Source organism: Comamonas testosteroni, from assembly GCF_014076415.1.
GTDB classification, from domain to species: domain Bacteria; phylum Pseudomonadota; class Gammaproteobacteria; order Burkholderiales; family Burkholderiaceae_C; genus Comamonas; species Comamonas testosteroni_F.
In genome coordinates, this window is sequence record NZ_CP043568.1 from 4579174 (window position 1) to 4601875 (window position 22702).

Consider the following 22702-nt stretch of genomic DNA (forward strand, 5'->3'; position numbering starts at 1 on the left):
ATACAGGGCTGGTGCGCCGCGCGACACTGCAGCCCTTGTGCAGTTCCGCGTCCGCGCGCATCCTCATGTCCTCCTCACTGCTCGCCATGGGCATCTTCACCCTCGTCGGAGCCATCACCCCCGGCCCGGTCAACGTGCTGGCCCTTCGCCACGGCGCAGCAAGGTCCCGCCTGGCCTGTGCCTGCTATGTGCTGGGCGCCAGCGGAAGCTATGCCGCTGTGGTCTGGGCCATGGGCCAGGGTGCCCATTGGCTGATGCAAGCCCTGCCGCACCTGTCCACTGCGGCCGAGTGGCTGTGCGCCGCCTATCTGCTATGGCTGGCCTGGCGGCTGGCCAATGCGCCCGTGGAGACTCCTGTCACTGAAGCGCAGAGGCACAACGATTCGGCCCGCATGCTCCAGCTTCTGCTGCAGGGGGTGGCCGTCCAGGCCCTCAACCCCAAGGCCTGGCTGGTGGCGCTGGCCGGTATCGGCCTGTTCGTGCTGCCTCAGGCCAATAGGGCCATGGCGCAGTGGCAGTTCTGTACCATGTCACTGCTGGCCTGCCTGATCGGTGTGGGCTGCTGGGCGCTGCTGGGCCAGTGGCTGTCGGGCTGGCTGCAGACACCGCTCCGCCAGCGGCGGTTTTACCGGCTGCTGGCCCTGCTGCTGGTGGCCAGCGTGGCGGCCATGCTGGCATGATGGCCGACAGCGCTCACCGACACAGCCATGACTACCTCGCCACACCGCTTTCACCGCCACCCAGCCGCCCCCTGGGCCGAGCTGCGAGAGAGCACACCTTCGCCACATTGTTTCCGGCTGCACATGCATGCCGAGTATTCGATAGGCATCGTCGATGCGGGCTGCACCGTCTTCCACCATGCGCATGGACCGCAGCCCATCGAAGCCGGAGGCGTAGTACTGCTAGAGCCCGGTGCCTGGCATGCCTGCAATCCCGAGCCCGGCGCCCCCTGGGCCTACCGCATGCTGTTCGTCGATGCTGACTGGCTGCACGCGCGGCTGGGCGTCACCGCGATGCGCTTTGCGCAGCGGGCGCTTGCCGACGCGAACATTGCCTGCCTGGTGGACAGCCTGTGCCGTCCCGTCAACGGACCGACCGCGGCGCGGCGACTGGCCCTGGGATTGGAGCGGTTGATGGCCCGCTGTGCTGAACCTGCTGCAGCGCCTTTGCACGCCAATAGTGCCGAACTCCAAGCCGCTTTGAGGCGCCTGCATGCAGAGCCCGATGCCGGGATCACCGTGCAGTCCCTGGCCCAGGAATGCGGCATGAGCGCCACGCGCTTCATCCGCCGCTTCAAGGCCGCCACGGGCATGACTCCCGGCAGCTACCGGCTCAATCTGCGCCTCAACGGAGCTCGCCGCCTGCTGGCCCAGGGCGAGCCCCTGGCCTCGGTCGCGCAACAGATGGGCTTTGCCGACCAGGCCCATATGCAGCGCGCCTTCAAGGCCCACCATGCGCTGACCCCCGGCAACTACGCCGCGATGCCGCGCTGAGCCGGCAGCTCCTTCGCCAGGGACATTCGCCGCCACGCCGCTTTGGCCGACCATTCGCGGGATACTTGCCGCTTCGATTTTTTCGCACGCCCAAGTCAGCAATGGCCAACTTTGACAGTATTCAGCAACGCGAGACAGGCTTGCAGCAGCACCTGAACTCCGCCCAGATGACCATGATCGCCATCGGCGGCGCCATCGGCACAGGCCTCTTCATGGGCAGCGCCTTTGCCATCGGCTTTGCCGGCCCCAGCGTGCTCATCAGCTACGCCATCGGCGCCTTCATCGGCCTGCTGCTCATGGGATGCCTGGCCGAGATGACCGTGGCCCACCCCACCTCGGGCTCCTTCGGTGCCTACGCCGAGCACTACATCAGTCCGCTGGCCGGCTTTGTGGTGCGCTATGCCTACTGGGGTGCCGTGGTGCTGGCCGTGGGCATGGAGGTCACGGCCGTGGGCAAGTACATGGCTTACTGGTTCCCGGCCGTGGACCCCTGGATCTGGGTGGCGCTGTTCTCGGTCCTGCTGGCCGCCGTCAATGCCACCAGCGTCAAGGCTTTCGGCCAGGTCGAGTACTGGTTTTCCATGGTCAAGGTGATTGCCATCGTGGCTTTTATCCTGGTTGCGGCCTATGTGGTCTTCGGCACGCGCCCCGAGGGCGTGGGCTTCGACAACTACTTTGTCGACGGCGGCTTCTTCCCCAACGGCTGGTGGGGCACCTGGGTGGGCGTGATCGTGGCCATCTTCAGCTATCTGAGCCTGGAATCCATTGCCATTGCTGCCGGCGAGGCCCAGAACCCCAAGCAGGCCGTGACCCGCGCCTTCCGCACCACGGTACTGCGCCTGGTGCTGTTCTATCTGCTGTCGCTGGCCCTGATGCTGGCCGTCGTGCCCTGGAGCCATGCAGGCACCGACAAGAGCCCCTTCGTCAAGGTGATGGAGATTTTGCAGATCCCCGGCGCGGCTGCGGCGCTCAACTTCGTGGTGCTGCTGGCCTCGCTGTCGGCCATGAACAGCCAGCTCTACGTCACCTCGCGCATGATGTTCAGCCTCTCGCGCGGCGGCTATGCCCCCAAGGGGCTGAGCAAGCTCAGCAAAAGCGGCGTGCCGCTGGGCGCGATTGCCGTCTCCTGCCTGGGCATGGCCGTGGCCATGGTGCTCAATGTGCTCAAGCCCGAGCAGTCGCTGGAGCTGATGATGTCTATCGCCATGTTCGGCGCCATGTTTGCCTGGTTCATGGTGTTCGTGACCCATCTGTTCTTCCGCCCGCGCTGGCAGCGCGAGCATCCGGGCCAGAAGCTGGAGTTCCGCATGTGGGGCTTTCCCGTGCTGACCCTGGTCGGGGCGCTGCTGATGGCGGGCGTGATCATCACCACGCTGTTTACCAAGGAGTTCCACACCACCGTGCTGGTGGGCGTGCCGTTTCTGATCGTGCTGGTACTGGTCTATGCTCTTTGGTATAGGAAGAAGAAGGTGGCCCCCTGAGCCGCTTCGCGGCCTCCCCCTCTCTAACTTGCTTCGCAAGGGAGGGGGACGACACCATCGCTGCGGGGCGGCCCTTGCTCGGTGTCTCTGACATAGGCTGCGCTGCTTGTCACGCTCCCGCTGAAATACACATATTGCTAGTTGCACCATGACACGCCAGATCTGGGATATTTCTCCTGCCATCCATCCTGCCGCACCGGTGTTTCCGGGCGACACGCCCTATAGCCAGGAATGGGTGGCCAGCATTGGCCCGGGCTGCCCGGTCAATGTCAGCGCCATTCATCTCTCGCCCCATGTGGGCGCGCATGCCGATGCGCCCCTGCACTACGATGCGCAGGGCGCGGCCATTGGCGCCGTCGATCTGGATGCCTTTCTTGGCCCCTGCCGCGTGATCCACGCCATAGGCTGCGGGCCGTTGATCGAATGGCGTCACATAGCGCATGCCATCGATGCCGGCCTGCCCGGGCGTGTGCTAGTGCGCACCTACGAGAAAGCGCCCACCGGCTGGGATGCCGACCTCGCCGCCTATGCCCCCGAGACCGTGCAAAAGCTGGCCGACCTGGGCGTCAGGCTGATCGGCATAGACACAGCCAGCATCGACCCCGCCACCAGCAAGAGCCTGGACAGCCATATGGTGATCCGCCAGCGCGGCCTGCGCGTGCTCGAGAACCTGGTGCTCGACGAGGTCGGCGAAGGCGACTATGAGCTGATCGCTCTGCCGCTCAAGCTCACCGAAGCCGATGCCTCGCCGGTGCGTGCCGTGTTGCGCAGCCTGCTCTGAGGCGCTTGGCGCGAGGCAGCGGGGCCGCTCCAGTCTCGGACACCATGGACGAATACAAGTCCAGCCATATTTGAATCAGAACCGGCTCTGACGTAGACACAATCATCGTCAGTAGCTATCAAAATGAGAGAAGGAAGACAATGACCACTTTGCAAGACTGCCAGGCTCTGGACACCCAGGACCCGCTGCGCGCGCTGCGCGAGCGCTTTGCCCTGCCCCAGGGCGTGATCTACCTGGACGGCAACTCCCTGGGCGCCCAGCCCAAGGCCGCCGCCGCGCGTGTGGCCGAAGTGGTGACGCAGGAATGGGGCCAGGACCTCATCACCTCCTGGAACAAGGCCGGCTGGATCACGCTGCCCGAGCGCCTGGGCAACCAGTTCGCACCCTGGCTGGGCGTGGGCCAGGGCGAGCTGGTGTTCACCGACACCACCTCCATCAATCTCTACAAGGTGCTGAGCGCTGCCGCACGCATCGCCCGCGAAGATGCGCCCGGCCGCAAGAAGCTGATCAGCGAGCGCAGCAACTTCCCCACCGATCTCTATATCGCCCAGTCCGTCTGCCAGGAATACGGCCTGGAGCTGGTGCTGCTCGAGCCCGAGGAAATCGCCGGCGCGCTGCAGACCGATGTGGCGATCTCCATGCTCACCCATGTCAACTACCGCACGGGTGCCATGCACGATATGGCAGCCGTGACGGCCGCCGCCCATGCCAAAGGCATTCTCTGCGTCTGGGATCTGTGCCACAGTGCAGGTGCCGTGCCCGTGGACCTCAAGGGCGCCGATGCCGACTTCGCCGTGGGCTGCAGCTACAAATACCTCAACGGCGGCCCCGGTGCGCCGGCCTTTGTCTGGGCGCATCCTCGCCTGATCAACCGCTTCTGGCAACCGCTGTCGGGCTGGTTCGGCCACGCCGAGCCCTTCAAGTTCGTGCCCGACTACCACCCCGCCCAGGGTATCCAGCGCTATCTCTGCGGCACCCAGCCCATGATCAGCATGAGCGTGCTGCAGTGCGGTGTCGACATCTATACCGAGGCCGAGGCTTTCGGCGGCATGACCGCGCTGCGCAAGAAATCGCTGGCGCTGACCGATCTGTTCATCCAGCTCGTGCAAGAGCGCTGCCAGGGCCATGGCCTGGGTCTGGCGACACCGCGCGAGCATGCGGCACGCGGCTCCCAGGTCTGCCTGACCCGGGAGGAAGGCCTGGGCCTGGACGGCCAGGGCAGCGGCGCCTACGCGATTGTCCAGGCGCTGATTGCACGCGGCGTGATCGGCGACTTCCGCAAGGGCGACGGCGGCACGGGCAGGCACAAGGACATTCTGCGCTTCGGCTTCACGCCGCTGTATGTGGGCTTTGCCGATGTCTGGAATGCCGTCGAGCATCTGCGCCAGGTACTGGAATCGGGCGAATGGCAACGGCCCGAGTTCAATACCGTGCACGCCGTGACCTGAGGGCTTAGGCCCGGGCACAGGCCGGCCGGCATCCGCTCAGGCCCGCGCCCAGCTCCAATTGAGTACGCCCATCAGCGCCACGGCGGCCAGGTCCAGCATCAGCACGCTTTGCTGCACCCAGCGCCGCTGGGCAGCGCCTTGCGCCAGCAGTTGCACCGCCATCTCCACCTTGCCGGGCGAAGCCATGAGCAGCAGCGAGGCACTGACGTTGTGCACCGCCATGAATGGCAGCAGCGGCGCGCCCAGTGCAAGGGCGATCTCGGCCTGCGTGGCCGCAAACATGGCATTGGCCCCGGTATTGGAGCCGGTCACAAAGCCGCCCAGCGCTCCCACAAACGGTGCAGCCAGCAGATACAGCGGCCCGCTGCCGGCCAGCGCCTGCGCCAGCTGCGCGGCCATGCCCGAAACCGCCATCAGCACGCCCAGCACAATGAACAGCGCCGTGACCGGTGCCACCTGCAGCCAGGAGCGCCAGACCTTTGCCAGCGATGGGCGCGCCGGCCGACATCGCGTGAAAAAAGCTGCCGCCACCAACAGCCACAGTCCCGGCGAAGCCAGCCCATGCCAGGCAGCAGGCAGATCCAGGACGCGCAGCAGCGCTGCGGCCGCCAGCACGCCGCCCAGCAGCAGCGCATAGGCGGCCAGCGCACGCCGCCCCGGTGCGCTCAGGGGCGGCTTGCCCGCGTCCGCCCGCGACACGCGCAGGCGCAGCAGATGCCAGCCCACAACCAGCAAAGCACCGAGCGCCCCCGCGGGCGCCGTGCCGGCAAGGGTATTCATCAAGGCCACGGCCGCCGTCAGAGACAGACCCGACAGCAGGCCCTGCAGCAGAGCCGGCCAGCGACGCCCCGGCGCACTCGCCAGAGCCGCCGCCGCCATGCCGGTGATGACAAACGGAATCACGCTGACCAGGGCCGAAGCCTGACCCAGTTCCTTGAACGGCAGACCTGCCATGGTGGCCGCCACCAGAGTCCCCGGCCCCATGGAGCCCCAGGGAACGGCGCAAAGGCCCAGCAGGCCGATCAGCACCACCTTGCGCGGCGACAGCCCGAAGTGGGCGAGCAGCGGTATGCCTATGGTCACGCCCACGCCAAAGCCGGTGACCGACTCGGCAAACGGCGTGATGCCATGCACCACCAGCAGCACGGCGCCCGTGCCGCTGCCGGCCCTGGCCAGCAGCCAGTCGGCCAGGGCCTTCTGCGCTCCCGACGCGCGCAGCACCTCGGACAGCAGCAGCCCGCCGGCCACGATCAGCAGCACTTCCAGCAGCACCGGCGCCCAGTGCATGCCCGCGGCCAGCCATGCTGAAGCGGGCTGCGCAAAGGCTGCGGCAATCACCAGCAGCGCCACCGCCACGCCCAGCGCTGCGGCATGCAGCGAGCGCCAGCCCGCCAGCAGGACGGCGATGACGGTGGCCACGGGCAAGGCACTGATAAACATGTACATTGCATTCATCCTCGAAAAATAATTTCCTATACGCAAAATTATTTTCTCATAGGAAAATTTTCAACACAAGAACAGACGCCATGACAAGGAGCCAGACTTGAACTCCACCACCGCATCGCAGGCATCGGAGCAGGATGCGCTTTTCGGCGCCGCCGTCCGCGCGCGCCGCGCCCAGTTGGGCATCACACTGGATCAGCTGGCCCAGGCCAGCGGTGTTTCGCCGGGCGCGCTATCGCGCGTGGAGCGCGGTCTGCTGGCCACCAGCCTGCGCAATGCCATGGCGATTGCACAAGGTCTGGGCTGCGAGCTGGGCGAGCTGGTGCAAAGCGCGCCCAGTGCGCAGATCACGCGAGCCGGCGAGAATCTGCGCTTTGTCGACGAGACCAGCGGCGTGGAGCGCCTGGCCCTGGCCAGCCCCAGCGCGGGTGTGAACCTCGTGCATTACCGCTTTCCACCGCATGCCGTCTCCAGCCATTTCGCGGCCCATCGCGCAGGCACACGCGAGGTCTTTCACGTTCTCGAAGGCAGCATCGAAGTCTTCACCGCCCAGGAGCAGGTACTGCTGCATGCGGGCGACACGGCCACGCTGGTGGTGGACAGCGAGCACCAGCTGGCCAACGCCTCGGGCCAGCCCGCACGCCTGCTGCTGCTGGTGCTGTCGCCAACGCTCTGAAGCGCTGCCGCCTGTCGCCTCTCAATAGGCGCTGTCGGCCAGCGAGGCCCAGAGGTGCGCGGCCACCAGCGCGCGCCAGGGCCTGAACTGCTCCAGCCAGTCGCTGGCGGCGCGCGCATCGGGTTTGGCGCCACCCGTGAGCAGGCCTATGGCCCGGCGTACCGCCACATCGCCGTGCAAGCTGCCGTCAGGCCAGCCATAGCCGCGCAGCAAGGTGTAATTCACCGTCCACGGCCCTATGCCCTTGACCGCCAGCAATTGCGCCGAGGCAGCGGCCACATCCTCCTCGCTCCAGCGCCCGGCGGCGCTGCGGGCGGCCCAGTCGTCCAGCGGCAGGCTATCGTCGGCGACGGCCTGGGCCACGGCCAGCAGGGTCTGGGCCTTGGCCTGGGAAAAGCCCGCACCGCGCAGCGCGTCCAGCCCCAAGGCCGCCACGCGCTGTGCATCGGGATAAGCGTGCAGGGCCGGCATGCCCCCGCATTGCGCCAGCGGCTCGCCCGCCAGCGCTATCAGCTTGCGCCGCAGCGAAACGGCCACGGCCACCGTGATCTGCTGGCCGGTGATGGCCCAGGTCAGCGCCTCGAAGGGCGTGGGCGAGCCGGGCACATGCAGGCCGACCTGGCGCGACAGCAGCACTCCCAGCTCGCGGTGATCACCATGCGCCTGCTCCAGCTGGTCGGGCCCGTAGATCAGCCCCAGCATGCGTTTCACCATGGCTTGCAGCACAGCCCGGTCTGCCTCGGCCGGCTCTGCCTGCGCTGCATGCAAGCTGGCCTGCACCTGTCCGGTCTGCCATTGCAGCTGCAGCAGGGCGGGGCTGCGTTTCCACATGATGGCCTTGTGCAGGCTGTGCGCTCCGGCATCGACCCGTTCGGCCAGTTGCTGCTCGTCGCGATCATGGAAATGCACGAATTCGTCAAAGCGGTAACGCGCGGGCAGGGCAATGGAGACTTCAAGCAGCATGCGGTTTTCTATCACACGGGCAGCGCCGTAGCGCGCCTGTGCCTCATTCGTGAACTTAATAGCTGCTGTCGCTCATCAATCAATGGTTTCAGATAGATATCCATTCAGAAACATTGAAGAGCATGCGATAGCAGCTCTCTTTAAGAGAGCTTGATTTGGGCCTGCTGGGCCTCGCGCAGCAGCAGCGCACGCTTGCGCTCCACACCCCAGCGATAGCCCGAGATGCTGCCGTCGTTGCGCAGCACGCGATGGCAGGGTACGGCCACGGCAATCGGGTTGGCAGCCACCGCGCTGGCGACGGCCCGCGTGGCGCTCGGCTGCCCCAGCTGCCGGGCCAGTTCGCTGTAGCTGACGGTCTGGCCGGCCGGAATGCTCTGCAGCGCCTGCCACACGCGCTGCTGAAACGCCGTGCCCTGAATATCCAGCGGCAGGGCCAGCCCCAGCCTGGGCTGCTCCATCAGCGCCACCACCTGGGCCACGGTCTGCTCATACTGGGCATCGGCTCCGATCAGTTGCGCCGCCGCAAAACGCTGCTGCAGATCGTCCACCAGCGCATGCGGGTCATCGCCAAGCAGCACGCAGCACACGCCCTTGTCGGTGCTGGCCACCAGCAGGCTGCCCAGCGAGCATTCGGCAAGCGCAAAGCGGATACGCTGGTTCTGCCCGCGCTTGCGATAGGACTGCGGCGCCATGCCCAGCATGGCCGGTGCGTCCTTGTAGAAGCTGCTGCTGGCTTCATAACCGCTCAGATAGGCCGCATCGGTGACCGACTCGCTGGCCTCCTGCGCCAGCGCGGCACGCACATGCCTGCCGCGATAGGCCTTGGCATAGGCCTTGGGCGTGAGCCCCGTGGCGCGCTTGAAGTTGCGGTGCAACTGCCAGGGACTGAGCCCCAGGCGCTGCGCCAGTTCTTCCAGAGCGGGCATGGGCTCCTCGCTCTCCAGCCAGCGGCAGCACTGGATCATGCGCTCATCGGTTTGCGAATTTGCAGCGGCGGTGGAAGGCAGAGGACTGGGCATGGCGTGAATCTCGGCGGAGTGCGTTTTCTGTCATCGGTCTGTGTCTGGCCTGACTTTACGCAAAGCTATGGCAGCTTGCATCCACGTTCTTGCAGGCTTTGTGTGCCCGGATTCGGTTACGCTGCGCGCACCTGTCCATCAACAATGACTTCACCATGACGAATGAATCCTCCGGCTGCCCTATGCATGGCGGCGCCGCCATCGTCCGCGACGAGAAAGCCCAGCTCGACTTCAGCCGTGACATGAGCTATGGCGACTATCTGCATCTGGACCAGATTCTCACGGCCCAGCACCCGCTGTCGCCTGCCCATGACGAGATGCTGTTCATCGTGCAGCACCAGACCAGCGAGCTGTGGATGAAGCTGATGCTGCACGAGGTGCGCGCGGCTACGGCAGCCATTGCCAATGCCTCGGGCGAGACCAAGCCCGATGCCTTCAAGATGCTGGCTCGCGTCTCGCGCATCATGGAACAGCTGGTCAGCGCCTGGACCGTGCTGTCCACCATGACGCCGCCCGAGTACTCGGCCATGCGTCCCTATCTGGCCAACTCCAGCGGCTTTCAGAGCTACCAGTACCGCTGTATCGAGTTTGCGCTGGGCAACAAGAATGCGGCCATGCTCCAGCCCCACGCACATCGCTCGGACCTGCTGGCCCAGGTACAGGCTGCCTACGAATCGCCGTCGCTGTACGACGTGGCCCTGCAGTTGCTGGCGCGCGAAGGCATCGCCGTGCCTGCCGACCGCCTGCAGCGCGACTGGACCCAGCCCTATGAAGCCAGCGAGGGCGTGAAACAGGCCTGGATCACCGTCTACCGCGACCCGCACAAGTATTGGGATCTGTACCAGTTGGGCGAAAAGCTGGCCGATATCGAAGATGCCTTCCGTCTCTGGCGCTTCCGCCACCTGACCACGGTGGAGCGCGTCATCGGCTTCAAGCGCGGCACGGGCGGCACCGGTGGAGTGAGCTACCTCAAGAAGATGCTGGACGTGGTGCTGTTCCCCGAGATCTGGAGCCTGCGCACCGAGCTCTAAGCCGGCCATCAAGGCCATCGCCATTCAGGCTGCCCCTGCTGCTCTTTCGTGACAGCGCGGGCAGCCTGAATTCTTTAGGCTCCGTGCAAAACCTAACATCGCAACCAACTGCCCATGCCCTCCGATCACAGCGCCGTCCCGCCAGGGCCGAACACCAGTCCAAAACCCGACTCTTCCGCCTGGGCCATGCTGGTCTGCCTGCTCACGGGCTTTGCGCTGAGCCAGGCCTTCAGAACGGTCACCTCCGTCATCGCCGATGGTCTGCGCACGGACTTTGGCCTCTCCGCGCAGTCGCTGGGCTCGTTTGCCGGGCTGTTTGCGCTGTCCTTCGGCGTGGCCCAGCTGCTCATGGGCATAGGCATGGATATCTACGGCTTGCGCCGTACCGTGCTGCTGGCCTTTCCGCTGTCGATTGCGGGCGCCGCACTGTCCGCACTCGCACCCAGCTACTCCTGGCTGATGCTGGGCCAGCTGCTGATCGGCGTGGGCTGCTCGCCCGCCTTTCTGGCCAGCACCATGTTTATCGCGCGCCACTTTCCGGCCGACAAATTTGCCTACCTCTCGGGCATAGGCCTTGGCCTGGGTGGACTGGGCCTGCTGTTTACCGGCACGCCCATGGCCTGGCTGGTTCAGCATATGGGCTGGCGCGCCGGCTTTGCGCTGCTGGCGGTGCTGAGTGCGCTGTCCTGGCTGCTGATTTTCTTCAAGGTGCACGAGCCCGCGCTTCCCGGGGACTCCCAGCCCAAGCCCGGCTTCATGCAGGCACTGCAAGGTTTTGGCAGCCTGCTGCTGCTGCCCCATACCTGGGGCATTGTGCTGCTGGGCATGGTCAGCTATGCCTCGTTTCTCACCGTACGCGGCCTCTGGCTCAGTCCCATGCTGATGGACCGCTACCAGTTTTCATTGGTCACGACCGGCAATGTGGCACTGGCCTGCTCCGTCATTTCGCTGTTCGTGCCTTCCATGTTCGGCCGGCTGGACCCCGGTCCGGCCAGGCGCCGCCAGCGCATTGCACGCTTTGCGCTGCTCATGGCCGCCGTTTTTGTAGCACTGGCCCTGGTCCATCAATCCGTAGGCAGCGTGCTGCTGCTGCTGGTCATGAGTGTGCTTTCAGGCTATGGCACGCTGATCTATGCCGATGTGCGCTCCTCCTACCCACCGGCCACGACGGGACGCGCGCTGTCCATCTTCACCATGGCCATGTTTCTCGGAGCCGCGCTCATGCAGTGGCTGTCCGGCCTGGTTGCAGGCGTTGCGGAACGCCAGAATGCCGACATCTATCAGGCCGTGATGCTGATGATTGCCGCCATGCTGGGCAGCGGTGTGCTGGCTTACCAGCTCATCAAGCCTTCGCCGCTGCTGCTCAAGGCCAGCCACTGAAGCAATCTATCTGACAGGCAGGCACCGGCGCGAAGACCATCCCGGTTATGGTGACCTGTCGCTAGAGCGCGCCCTCATACAGCCAGGGCACATCCATGATGCGCCCGCCCAGGGCGCGCAGCGACAGATCGCGACCCCAGCGAATAGGCCCTGTCGCATGGAAGATCCGGCCATTGCGCAGCGAGCGTTCCTGCACCCTGGCATTGCGCTGCCAGCGATTCAACGCATAGCGGCGCAGCCGCAGACTGACATCCAGATCATGCATGGACAGAGCGCCCTGCAACTCGGCTGCATCCTCGATGGCCATGCCCGCACCCTGCGCCAGATAGGGACGCATGGGATGGGCCGCATCGCCCAGCAGGGCTACAAGGCCCTGCGCCATCTGGGTCTCTGACGACACCGGCTGCCGGTCGGCCACCGGCCACAAACGCCATTCACCACCCACATCGGGAACATGTTGAACCAGATCCTGCAGGTAACCACATGCGCCCTGAAGATGCTGCAGCAGATCGGGCAGATTGGCCGAGTGATCCCAGTTGTCCAGATCCTCGGGGGCCGGCCCCTGCACAATGACCACCAGATTCTGCAGCTCGCCCCGGCGCACGGGGTACTGAATGGCATGCAATTGCGGCCCCATCCAGGCCGTGACCTCGCTGGTGCGCAAGCGCTTGGGCAGATTGGCCTGATGCACCAGGGCACGGTAGGCCAGATGTCCGGTCACACGCGGCGGGCCATCGCCCAGCATCTGTGCACGCACGGCGCTGCGCACGCCATCGGCGCCGATCAGGGCATCGCCCTCGATGAGCTTGCCGGCACTGGTACGAATAGTGACCACACCGTCCTGCTGGCTATAGCTGCTGACGCACTGGTCGAGGTTGAGGTGAGCCTCTGGCAGAGCCTGCAAGGCCTCCAGCAGAATCTGGTGCAGGTCGGCGCGATGAATGGTGAGGTAGCTGGCCCCATAGCGCTGCACCATGTCTGCGCCCAAGGGCAATCGCCCCAGCTCTTGCCCCGTCACGGCATTGCAGGCTCGCAAGGACAAAGGGCAGGCCACGACCTGCTGCAACGATCGCTGCAGCCCCCATGCCTGAAGACAGCGCACCACATTGGGTCCCAGCTGAATACCGGCTCCAACTTCGGAAAACTGCGCCGCACGCTCGAACAGGCGCACATCCCAGTCAGCCCGCACCGCCGCAATGGCTGCTGCCAGACCGCCAATACCGCCACCCGCAATCAACACCTGCTTGTTCATGGACTCTTATTGTGCCGCTTAGTCGCCAGCATCGAGGAGAACTTTGGTTTGCGCTGCCGCAAACCTTGCAGCCATGAAAAAAGCCCGCCAAGGCGGGCTCTTTCAACGTGCGCAAACAGCAGATCAAATAGCGAACTTTTCGCGATCCTGGTCTGCAATCCACTTTGGCGGCTTGCCACGACCGGTCCAAGTCTGACCCGTTGCAGGATCACGATACTTGGGGGCCACCTTGGCGCCCGCATTGGCGGAAGAGCGCGCACGAGCAGGAGGAAAGACATCTTCAGCAGTCAAGCCGTACTCGGCAATCAGGCTGCGAACCTTGCTCACAGCTTCAGCCAGTTCACGCGAACGAGCTTCGTTGATTTGCTGTTCCAGCTCTTCTCTCTGCTTCAGGAGTTCCTTGTAAGTGCTCATGATTTGCGCTTCTTGGTTGATTAAAGTGACTTCATTATAAATGCCGGAATTTCAAATTCATGATTTTCCGAGTAAGCAAAAACCACAATTCAGAATATTTATAAAATGCAACTACGTGTTAATAAATAGCTATACCGCCTCCGGAACCGCCAATATCTTGGCGATCCGCTTTCATCCAGATCAACCGCCTCGAATATCCAGCCGCCACACAAGACCTTCTCGCCCAGAACGGACCAATGACTGCCTGGGCGGAGAATAAACCGGCCAACGTGTTATGGATCTCCCCAGCCTTCGTCTCGCAATACTCCAATAGTCAGCCTGGCCTTCAATTCAGGAATAGCCAGCAGACCCTCAAGCAGCCAGAATCCGTCTTCTCTGCGAGTTGCACAGGCCTCAGCCTCCTCCAAGGAGCAAAGCTCTCCGGCACCGATTTAGAGCCAGTCACGCGGTGTGGTGATGCTCTGCAGCACCTCATATTTCTCGATGACAAACACCACGCCCAACTTTGGCGCTCAGCTGATCAAGCCATGCCATCCCGCACAGAGTTTCAGGCAAAAATTTCGAAGCCAGCACCTGCTACCACTGCAGGTCCTGCAATTTCTTACCGGCTACCTGCTTCCTGGGCAAGCCGATGATGCCTGTATCTCGTCCGGCGAGCCGCGGGTTACATGAACCAGGAAGGTCTTCTCATCTCTCCATCCGGGCACCGTCAGGCACGGGCCTGCAGAACCCGAAATATCGCCATTTCGCCACCAATGCCATACATATCGACAAAACAGACATCAAATATGCCATATAAATAACGTCCAAATGAAATATGCTTGTGCTACCTGATGTCCATGCGCTTCCTTCAAACCCACTTCCCCCTTGCTCCAAACCAGCTGCGATTTCTTGCTCGGTCATTGCTGGGCAGGCGAACTCATTAATCCGTAGAAAAGTCAATATGACATGCGTTGAAAATGACAACAAACGCACAAAGGGCTTTGCGATAGATGCAACCCAGACCACGGAGCGTCTTGCTATGCCGAAACCAGCTCCCGACAGGGCAGCCCGAAACGCTTTTGAGCCCGTACCCGGAAGATAATCGTTATAAATGTAATAGCATTTACGACGACAGTCGTTGCCGAAATGTCTGCTGTCTTTTCCTATATTCCCGGAGATATCAGCCAAACGGCCAATCCATCGCTGATCGCAACACCACCCAAATACCGTTGGGCGCCCGATGGAGGTAATTCCCAACTGTACGAAAGACAGAAACTGTGTGGACTCTCAAGCAACTCCACCACAGCTTGGGCCCCCTTGCTCACGAGCTTTGCCAAAGCCGGCAATCTTGCCCTGCAACCGCAAGGCCAGTGCCAATTTCGACGCCACATACACCCCGCCTAGCGGTGTCAGCAATGCAAACAGCAGAAAATCCCTGACTCGTCCACCAGAAAGAAGACCATGGCACTTTACTGTATCGGAGACATCCAGGGCTGCGATGACGCCTTCGAGCGCTTATTGCAAACCGTGGATTTTTCCGCAAGTCGGGACACACTTTACGTGCTCGGCGACCTTGTCAATCGCGGCCCCAAATCCGCCGAAGTATTGCGCCGCTGCATGCAGGCCGGCGATGCCATTCGCCCTCTGCTCGGCAATCACGACCTGCACCTGCTGGCTGCAGCCCGAGGCCTTCGCCGTCAAAGCAAGCGCGACACTCTGGCCCAGGTTCTGAGCGCACCCGATTGCGATACCCTGCTGCACTGGCTGCGCCTGCAGCCTCTGGCCCGCTTGCACACCAATGCGCTGGGTGAGAACCTTCTCATGGTGCATGCCGGCGTACTTCCTCAATGGGGTGTGCAGGATGCAATGGCCTTGAGCACCGAAGTTCAGACCGTGCTCCAGCATGCCGACCATGTGCACTTTTTGCAGAATATGTATGGCAACCAGCCCGATCGCTGGTCCGCCGACCTGCAAGGCGATGACAGACTGCGATGCATCGTCAACGCCTTCACCCGTCTGCGTTTTTGCAGTGCTGACGGCGTCATGGACTTCGAGAGCGCTGAATCCGCCGATCACGCGCCCGAAGGACTGATGCCCTGGTTCGATGCGCCGGGCCGGCTCACTGCCGATACGCCCATGGCTTTTGGCCACTGGTCCACGCTGGGCCATATCAACCGGCCCGATCTGATGGCCATGGACACCGGTTGCGTCTGGGGCGGCTGCCTCAGCATGATGAGAATCGGCGAGCGCATGGACGAACGAGAACTGATACAGCTGCAGTGCCCGCAGGCTCAGGTACCTGGCGCCAAAGGCTGAAGCTTCAAAAAAGAAACGCCTGCATCCGCAGGCGTTTTCTGTGGCGCGACGACCCGGTGTTCAGGAAGCCACTACAGGTGCTCTGAACAAGGCAGCGACCTTGCGCTTGGGCTTGATGCTCGCGCTCTTGACCGGGGCGGCATGCTTACTGTCCCAGGATGCGGTCTCGGCCACGCTGCTGGCCTCGTAGGGCTTGTCAAAGAAGGGATCCACGTTGCCAGGACGCTGAGCCATGCGCGAAGGACGATGCGCATAGCCGCCACGGGGCGCTGCATCGAACTCGCGTTCGCGACGAGGACGATATTCCTCATCGCTGCGGCTGCGGCGTGCCGGACGGAAGTCCTGCATGGGCGCGGGTTCTACTTCAATCTTCTTCTTGATGAGCTTTTCGATGTCGGCCACATTGCGGCTGTCATGGTCGGTCACCAGAGTCACGGCCAGACCCGATGCACCGGCGCGACCGGTACGGCCGATGCGGTGCACATAGTCTTCGGCGTTGAAAGGCACGTCGTAGTTGAACACGGCGGGCACGTCCTTGATGTCCAGTCCGCGCGCGGCCACATCGGTACAGACCAGCAGATCCACCTCACCGGCCTTGAAGGCCTCCAGTGCCTTCAGACGCTCGTCCTGGCTCTTGTCTCCATGCAGTGCGGCGGCACGCAGTCCGTCACGCTCCAGGGCACGCGTCAGACGCGCACAACCCAGCTTGCTGTTGGAGAAGATGAAGGCCTGGCGAATGTCGCGCTCCTTGAGCACGGAGCGAATCGCGTACCGCTTGTCGTCATCCGTGACCTTGTAGAAGCGCTGCTCCACCGTGGACGCCGTCTCGTTGGGACGAGCCACCTCGATGGTCACGGGGTCCTGCAGATAGCTGCCGGCCAGACGCTTGATCTCGGGCGAGAACGTGGCCGAGAACAGCAGCGTGGTGCGGCTCTTGGGCAGATAGGAGAGGATACGCTGCAGATCGGGCAGAAAGCCGATATCCAGCATGCGGTCGGCCTCGTCCAGCACCACATATTCCACCTGATTGAGCACCACATTCTTGGCCTCGATGTGGTCCAGCAGACGACCGGGCGTGGCCACCAGCACCTCGACGCCTTTTTTCAGCTCGATGGTCTGAGGCTTCATATCCATGCCGCCAAACACCACGGTGCTGCGCAGCTTGGTGTGCTTGGCATACAAGGCAATCTGTTGCGCCACCTGGTCGGCCAGCTCACGCGTGGGCAGCAGCACCAGGGCACGCACCGGATGGCGGGCAGGCGATGCCGAGGCGTTTTCATGGCGCATCAGGCGCTGCAGCAGGGGCAGGGAGAACGCCGCCGTCTTGCCTGTGCCGGTCTGGGCTGCGCCCATGACGTCCTTGCCGGTCAATACCACCGGAATGGCCTGCGCCTGAATCGGAGTCATGGACTCATAGCCCATGTCGGCCACTGCGCGTGCCAGGGGCTCAGCCAAGTGAAGATTGGAGAAAGAGCTTGTCATTGAGGGCGTTATTGTCGCACCGAGTGGGTTTTTCGCGTTGGCTTTGTGATTTTCTGCAGACGAAAAGCCTTCGTCCCCTCTGTTTTCGCGCGTAAGAAGCCTTGCCAATATCCCGTGCAATCTATCGGGATAACCCGGATTTCCACATTCTGCAGCTCCAAAAACAAAGGCGTGTGACAGTGCGCACGCCTGACTCAAACCCGCTTGTGGCTCAAAGCGACTGAGCTGCGAAGGTGTCGCAGGCCTTGACGCTGCCGGTCTTGTAGCCCTGGGTGAACCAGCGCACACGCTGGGCGCTGGAGCCGTGGGTAAAGCTGTCGGGGCGCACCGTACCCGTGGCTTCACGCTGCAGCTTGTCGTCGCCGATCTGCTGTGCGGCATTCATCGCCGACTCGATATCGCCCTGCTCCAGCCAGCTCTTGGCCTGCTGCGACTTGTTGGCCCAGATGCCGGCCAGACAGTCGGCCTGCAGCTCCAGGCGCACGGACATGGCATTTTGCTCGCGCTCGCTGACACGGCCCCGCATGCTGTCCACCTTGCCCGAGATGCCGAGCAGGTTCTGCACATGGTGGCCGACCTCGTGGGCCACCACATAGGCGCGCGCGAACTCACCGGGAGCGCCAAGCTGGCGGCTCATGGTGTTGAAGAAATCCATGTCCAGATAGACCTTGTAGTCACCCGGGCAGTAAAACGGCCCCATGGCCGACTGCCCCGTGCCGCAGGCCGTGCGCGTCACGCCGGTGAACAGCACCAGCTTGGGGTTCTGATACTGAGCACCGCCTTCACGGAAGATCTGAGTCCAGACATCCTCGGTTGAAGCCAGCACCGTGGAGACAAACCTGGCCCCCTGGTCATCGCCAGCCGGGCGATGCGCCGGAGCCTGCTGCACCTGGGGCGAGCCACCACCGGAGAGAACGCCAATCGTGGTCAGCGGGTTGATGCCGAATACGCCCCAACCAATCAGCGCCAGCACCACGGTGCCGATGCCGATGCTGCGACCACCAATGGGGAAACCACCGCCGCCACCACCCTCTCCACGGCGATCCTCGACGTTGTCCGACTCGCGGTTACCTTCCCATCTCATGGTGCTTACTCCTTTGCTGTGTTGCACACGGCCTGCGCCGGGTGGCGATATTAAGGGTTGCGGCCTCGACTGGAGGTATCAAGCTGTGCTTTTGCCGCCCCAGTCAAGCTGCAGCGCAGCATTGTTGACGTTTGGACTGGTGTTCAGCGGCCGGCAGGCGTGGACTGAGGCTGGTTGCGGGCCACCTGCTCCTCCACCACATCGACCATGCTCAGAAACAGAAAGGCCACGGCCAGCAGACCCACCACCGCCAGGACGGCCGATGCCCAGAATTTGACCGAAGAGGATTTGCGCGGTGCAGCTGCCTGCTGCTGGCTGGGCTCATAGCTCGCAGCCGAGCCGCCATCCCGCCAGACAGGCTCGACATGACCACGGCTGGAAGGCGCTTGTGTCCAGGTAGGGTCCTTACGTTGCCCGGAGCGGGGAAAAAAGCCAAACATGTGTACGACAGAATCGATGGATAAGACAGTGGCTATTGTGCGCGCAGGCAGCCTTCGCCAGAAGCGTTCGTGCAGCGACATTCTGTCGGTCAACATCGGGCCGGGCTTGCAATTCTGTAAGCTCAGAGGCTTGTCCGCTGCCTCTATACGACTGCCCATGAATGCCCAGACCCAGCCCTCGACAGCGTCTCTGGACGCCCGCGCCACTGCCGCACTGCTGCCATGGTCCGCCCTGGCCGATGAGATCGAAGCACTTTTGCGCCAGCTGCAAAACAGTTGCAATGTCTCGGTCCCACCACGCATCGTCATGCCGACAGCTGCGGGCAATTGCCTGTTCTGCATGCCGGCCACCGATGGCCAGGTAGTCATGACCAAGCTCATCAGTTTCACGCCAGGCAATGCCCAGGCGGGCAGACCTACCATTCAGGGCGACATCGTGGTTTTTGATGCATCAACAGGAGTGCGTCAGCTGATTCTGGACGGCCCCACCGTCACGGCCAGACGCACTGCAGCCGTATCGCTGCTGGCAGCGCGCCGCCTGGCCCCCAGGCCTCAAGGCGCGCTGCTCATCGTCGGCGCCGGCGTGCAGGGCAGCGCCCATATGCAGGCTTTTGCCCAGGGCCTCGGCACGCAGGAGGTCTGGATTCACTCGCGCAGTGCCAGCAGCGCGCAGCGGCTTGCAGACGAGGCCCGCGACCTGGGTCTGCATGCGCGCATCACCGACGACCTGGAGGAGGCCGCCCGGCACTGCCCGCTGATTGTGACCTGCACGCCCGCGCAGGCCGTGGTGCTGCATGAGGCGGCAAGACCCGATGCCTTTGTCTGCGCCGTCGGAGCCTTCACGCCGCAAATGGCGGAGCTGGATCCCGAGTTGTGCCGGCGCTTTCTGCACCAGGGCCAGATCGTCGTCGACACCGTCGATGCCGCGCACGAGGCCGGCGACCTGCTGCAGGCCGGCATTGAGGTGAGCACCCTGCCCACGCTGGCCACCGTGGTGCATCAGGACTGGTCGCGCTCCACGAAGCCTGTGCTCTTCAAATCCTGTGGCTGGGGCGGCTGGGATCTGGCCGCTACCCGCCTGGCCCTGCGCCAACACCTGCTCAGGCAGCCCACCTGAACATCCTCCATTTGCTCATTTTTCAGAAGCATCAAGCCATTGATGAATAAGCAATCCATCCATTCCCAGGATTGCTTTCCCGAGCACTGACTGCGCTGAAAGCGACACCTTCCTGCCGAATTTGTCTCCCTGGTGACAAATCCCAAAAAAGCGGTTTTAATAATACTCATATTGAGTATAAATATTTAACAGCACAACTCAGGATGGAGACGATGACGATCAAAACCGTGGAATTCGACCAGCCCGCCCCAGGCAGCAGCGCCCAGTGCAGCCCAGGCCAGGCCTGGGCCAGGGTGCTGCCGCAGCAGGACAGACAGCAGCAGCGCGAGACGGCGCAGCGCATCAAGGCTCTTCTCAAGGAACGCAATGCCGTCATGGTTGCCCACTACTATGTGGACGGTGCGCTGCAGGATCTGGCACGCGATACCGGCGGCTGCGTGGGCGACTCGCTGGAGATGGCGCGCTTTGGTGCCAACCATCCCGCCAAGACCTTGATCGTGGCCGGCGTGCGCTTCATGGGCGAGACTGCAAAAATCCTCAGCCCCGAAAAGACCGTGCTCATGCCCGACGGCGATGCCACCTGCTCGCTGGACCTGGGCTGCCCGGTCGACGAGTTCAGCCGCTTCTGCGACGCTCATCCGGACCGCACCGTGGTCGTCTATGCCAACACCAGCGCTGCCGTGAAAGCCCGGGCCGACTGGGTGGTCACCTCGTCGGTAGGGCAGGACATCGTGGCCGCCCTGCACGCACGCGGCGAAAAAATCCTCTGGGCACCCGACCGCCACCTGGGCAGCCACATCCAGCAGCAGACCGGCGCCGACATGCTGCTGTGGCAGGGCAGCTGCGTGGTCCATGACGAATTCAAGGCAGACGAGCTGCAAGCCCTGGCCAACGCCCACCCCGAGGCCGCGATTCTGGTTCACCCAGAATCGCCGGCGGCCGTCACTGCGCTGGCCGATGTGGTGGGCTCCACCACCCAGCTGATTGCCGCCGTGGGCAAGCTGCCCACCGACACCTTCATCGTGGCCACCGATCAAGGCATTCTTCACGACATGCGCCAGCGCTATCCGGGCAAGCGCTTTCTGGCTGCCCCGACAGCGGGCACGGGCGGCAGCTGCAAAAGTTGTGCCTTCTGCCCCTGGATGGCCATGAACAGCCTGCCGGGCGTGGAGCGGACCCTGCTGCAAGGCAGCGGTGCCATCGAGCTTGATGCGATGCTGGGCCTGGCCGCCCGCAGGCCCATACAGCGCATGCTGGATTTTGCCGCTGCCCAGCGCCAGCCGATACGCGCCAGCGGCGAGCTGGAACGCGACGCGGCCCTGTTCCAGAACTTCGGTCCAGCCTGAGAAAGGACAAGCACCATGCCTCAATCTCAGACTTGCAGCGATGTTCTCATCATCGGCTCTGGACTGGCCGGCCTGACGCTGGCGCTCAGCCTGCCCAGCAAACTGCGCATCACCGTGCTCAGCAAAAGCAGCGCCGACGAATGCGCCAGCGCCTGGGCCCAAGGCGGCGTTGCTGCCGTGCTGGATCCCGCCGACAGCCTGGAAGCCCATGTTCAGGACACGCTGATCGCCGGCGCCGGCCTCTGCGACGAAGGCGCCGTGCGCCGCATTCTGGAGCAGGGCCCTCAGGCGATCGCCTGGCTGCAGGCCCTGGGTGTACCCTTCAGCACCGATGCAGACGGCCGCCTGCACCTGACGCGCGAAGGCGGCCACAGCGCTCGGCGCATTGTGCATGCGGCCGACCGCACCGGGCAGGCCGTACACCAGACCTTGCTGCAGGCCTGCCGAGGTCTGAAGCACATCACCTTGCTGCAGCATTGCACTGCCATGGAACTGCTGCAGGACGTGCAGCAGCGCTGCGTGGGTGCCAGCGTGCGCAATGCCGATGGCCAGCTGCAGCCTATGCTGGCCAGCCATACCGTGCTGGCCACGGGCGGCATGGGCCAGATCTACCCCAGCACCACCAATCCGGCCACGGCGACCGGCGACGGCATTGCCATGGCCTGGCATGCGGGCTGTGTCGTGCGCGACCTGGAGTTCATGCAGTTCCACCCCACGGCCTTGCAGGTGGGCGGCCGGTCCGTGGGCCTGGTCTCGGAAGCGCTGCGCGGTGAAGGAGCCCTGCTGTGCCTGCCAGACCGGCAAGGCGGGCCCGGCGAGCGCTTCATGCTGCGCCACGACTCGCGTGCCGAATTGGCGCCGCGCGACATCGTGGCCCGCGCCATCGATGGCGAGATGCGGGCACACCAGTTGCCCCATGTGCTGCTGGACATCACACACCGCAGCCGCGACTGGCTGGCCCGGCATTTCCCCGGCGTCATGGCACTGTGCGCGGCGCACGGCATAGACATTGCCACCCAGCCCATCCCCGTAGCTCCCTGTGCCCACTATGCCTGCGGCGGCGTGCAGGCTCACGTGGACGGTCGCACCGCCGTGGCCGGGCTATGGGCAATTGGCGAGGTGGCCCGCACCGGCCTGCATGGCGCCAACCGTCTGGCCAGCAACTCGTTGATGGAGTGCGTGGTCATGGGCAGGTCTGCCGCGCTGCGCATGGCCGAACAGCCCCTGCACAAACCTGCTGCCATTCATGACAGGCCGCACAAGCCCGGCAAGAACCTGAGCGCTGAAAGCCAGCAGGAGATGCGGCAGTCGCTGCAGCAGCTGATGCTGCACAACGTGGGCATTGTGCGCAGCAACCACAGCCTGATTGCGGCGGCCAAGCAACTGGTGCTGTGGCGTTCCCAGTGGCGCGGCGCCGACCCAGCACTGCGCAACCAGCTGGCCCTGTGCAGCCTGATGGTGGACGCTGCGCTGCAGCGCCATGCCAGCGTGGGCGCGCACTGCAATCTGGACTGGCCGGCGCTCGAAGCGGCAGCCGCCTGATCTCGCCCAGCC

The 22702-nt window shown here is 63.8% G+C and carries 21 protein-coding genes; 12 read left to right on the forward strand and 9 right to left on the reverse strand.

Features of this window, described 5'->3' with window-relative positions; genetic code table 11:
• Positions 1-65 precede the first annotated feature (65 nt).
• The 5 genes from F0P97_RS21115 to kynU all read left to right on the forward strand — a co-directional run bounded on the left by F0P97_RS21115 (position 66) and on the right by kynU (position 5203).
• The gene (locus tag F0P97_RS21115; protein ID WP_182283950.1) at positions 66-680 is read left to right on the forward strand and encodes a LysE family translocator; all 615 of its coding nucleotides are present in this window, start codon (positions 66-68) and stop codon (positions 678-680) included.
• 27 nt (positions 681-707) lie between these two features.
• Positions 708-1493: an AraC family transcriptional regulator gene (locus tag F0P97_RS21120; RefSeq protein WP_182283953.1), complete on the forward strand. Its 786-nt coding sequence runs from the start codon at positions 708-710 to the stop codon at positions 1491-1493.
• 101 nt (positions 1494-1594) lie between these two features.
• A complete protein-coding gene (locus tag F0P97_RS21125; RefSeq protein WP_182283955.1) occupies positions 1595-2974 on the forward strand; it encodes an amino acid permease in 1380 nt (459 codons plus the stop codon).
• Positions 2975-3122: 148 nt separating this feature from the next.
• Positions 3123-3755: an arylformamidase gene (gene kynB / locus F0P97_RS21130; RefSeq protein ID WP_182283958.1), complete on the forward strand. Its 633-nt coding sequence runs from the start codon at positions 3123-3125 to the stop codon at positions 3753-3755.
• Positions 3756-3895: 140 nt separating this feature from the next.
• Positions 3896-5203: a kynureninase gene (gene kynU / locus F0P97_RS21135; RefSeq protein ID WP_182283961.1), complete on the forward strand. Its 1308-nt coding sequence runs from the start codon at positions 3896-3898 to the stop codon at positions 5201-5203.
• 36 nt (positions 5204-5239) lie between these two features.
• Here the strand turns inward: kynU and F0P97_RS21140 are convergent, their stop codons facing one another.
• Positions 5240-6649, reverse strand: coding sequence for an SLC13 family permease (locus F0P97_RS21140; protein WP_182283964.1), 1410 nt, complete (start codon positions 6647-6649; stop codon positions 5240-5242).
• Positions 6650-6746: 97 nt separating this feature from the next.
• Here F0P97_RS21140 and F0P97_RS21145 point away from each other — a divergent pair, with 97 nt between their 5' ends.
• Positions 6747-7322, forward strand: a complete 576-nt coding sequence (locus F0P97_RS21145; protein ID WP_182283967.1) for a helix-turn-helix domain-containing protein — start codon at positions 6747-6749, stop codon at positions 7320-7322.
• Positions 7323-7343: 21 nt separating this feature from the next.
• Here F0P97_RS21145 and F0P97_RS21150 read toward each other — a convergent pair whose 3' ends face one another.
• Both F0P97_RS21150 and ada read right to left on the reverse strand, forming a co-directional pair.
• Positions 7344-8285: a DNA-3-methyladenine glycosylase family protein gene (locus tag F0P97_RS21150; RefSeq protein WP_182283969.1), complete on the reverse strand. Its 942-nt coding sequence runs from the start codon at positions 8283-8285 to the stop codon at positions 7344-7346.
• A gap of 140 nt (positions 8286-8425) precedes the next feature.
• Positions 8426-9304, reverse strand: a complete 879-nt coding sequence (ada, locus tag F0P97_RS21155; protein ID WP_182283972.1) for a bifunctional DNA-binding transcriptional regulator/O6-methylguanine-DNA methyltransferase Ada — start codon at positions 9302-9304, stop codon at positions 8426-8428.
• A 155-nt stretch (positions 9305-9459) separates the two neighbouring features.
• Between ada and kynA the strand changes: the two genes are divergently transcribed.
• Both kynA and F0P97_RS21165 read left to right on the forward strand, forming a co-directional pair.
• Entirely contained in the window at positions 9460-10335 is an 876-nt protein-coding gene (gene kynA, locus F0P97_RS21160; RefSeq protein WP_182283974.1) for a tryptophan 2,3-dioxygenase, read from the forward strand.
• Positions 10336-10449: 114 nt separating this feature from the next.
• The gene (locus F0P97_RS21165) at positions 10450-11715 is read left to right on the forward strand and encodes an MFS transporter (protein WP_182283977.1); all 1266 of its coding nucleotides are present in this window, start codon (positions 10450-10452) and stop codon (positions 11713-11715) included.
• Between the two features lie 61 nt (positions 11716-11776).
• On the opposite strand, the gene F0P97_RS21170 is transcribed toward F0P97_RS21165, so the two are convergent.
• From F0P97_RS21170 to F0P97_RS27725, 3 genes are all read right to left on the reverse strand, one after another.
• Positions 11777-12967: an FAD-dependent monooxygenase gene (locus F0P97_RS21170; protein ID WP_182283979.1), complete on the reverse strand. Its 1191-nt coding sequence runs from the start codon at positions 12965-12967 to the stop codon at positions 11777-11779.
• Between the two features lie 123 nt (positions 12968-13090).
• Positions 13091-13381, reverse strand: coding sequence for an H-NS family nucleoid-associated regulatory protein (locus F0P97_RS21175; RefSeq protein ID WP_046461545.1), 291 nt, complete (start codon positions 13379-13381; stop codon positions 13091-13093).
• Between the two features lie 687 nt (positions 13382-14068).
• A complete protein-coding gene (locus F0P97_RS27725; protein WP_232538004.1) occupies positions 14069-14551 on the reverse strand; it encodes a hypothetical protein in 483 nt (160 codons plus the stop codon).
• Positions 14552-14824: 273 nt separating this feature from the next.
• On the opposite strand from F0P97_RS27725, the gene F0P97_RS21185 reads away from it, so the two are divergent.
• On the forward strand, positions 14825-15679 hold the full coding sequence (locus F0P97_RS21185) for a symmetrical bis(5'-nucleosyl)-tetraphosphatase (RefSeq protein ID WP_182283981.1): 855 nt from the start codon (positions 14825-14827) through the stop codon (positions 15677-15679).
• A 60-nt stretch (positions 15680-15739) separates the two neighbouring features.
• On the opposite strand, the gene F0P97_RS21190 is transcribed toward F0P97_RS21185, so the two are convergent.
• The 3 genes from F0P97_RS21190 to F0P97_RS21200 all read right to left on the reverse strand — a co-directional run bounded on the left by F0P97_RS21190 (position 15740) and on the right by F0P97_RS21200 (position 18685).
• Positions 15740-17161: a DEAD/DEAH box helicase gene (locus tag F0P97_RS21190; RefSeq protein ID WP_182283983.1), complete on the reverse strand. Its 1422-nt coding sequence runs from the start codon at positions 17159-17161 to the stop codon at positions 15740-15742.
• A gap of 211 nt (positions 17162-17372) precedes the next feature.
• Positions 17373-18245 (reverse strand): neutral zinc metallopeptidase, encoded by an 873-nt coding sequence (locus F0P97_RS21195; protein WP_182283985.1) that lies wholly within the window; start codon positions 18243-18245, stop codon positions 17373-17375.
• A gap of 143 nt (positions 18246-18388) precedes the next feature.
• On the reverse strand, positions 18389-18685 hold the full coding sequence (locus F0P97_RS21200) for a hypothetical protein (RefSeq protein WP_182283986.1): 297 nt from the start codon (positions 18683-18685) through the stop codon (positions 18389-18391).
• A 157-nt stretch (positions 18686-18842) separates the two neighbouring features.
• Here F0P97_RS21200 and F0P97_RS21205 point away from each other — a divergent pair, with 157 nt between their 5' ends.
• From F0P97_RS21205 to nadB, 3 genes are all read left to right on the forward strand, one after another.
• Positions 18843-19802: a delta(1)-pyrroline-2-carboxylate reductase family protein gene (locus F0P97_RS21205; RefSeq protein WP_182283988.1), complete on the forward strand. Its 960-nt coding sequence runs from the start codon at positions 18843-18845 to the stop codon at positions 19800-19802.
• A gap of 203 nt (positions 19803-20005) precedes the next feature.
• Positions 20006-21148: a quinolinate synthase NadA gene (gene nadA / locus F0P97_RS21210; protein WP_371878498.1), complete on the forward strand. Its 1143-nt coding sequence runs from the start codon at positions 20006-20008 to the stop codon at positions 21146-21148.
• 15 nt (positions 21149-21163) lie between these two features.
• Positions 21164-22690 (forward strand): L-aspartate oxidase, encoded by a 1527-nt coding sequence (gene nadB / locus F0P97_RS21215; RefSeq protein WP_182283992.1) that lies wholly within the window; start codon positions 21164-21166, stop codon positions 22688-22690.
• Positions 22691-22702: the final 12 nt, after the last annotated feature.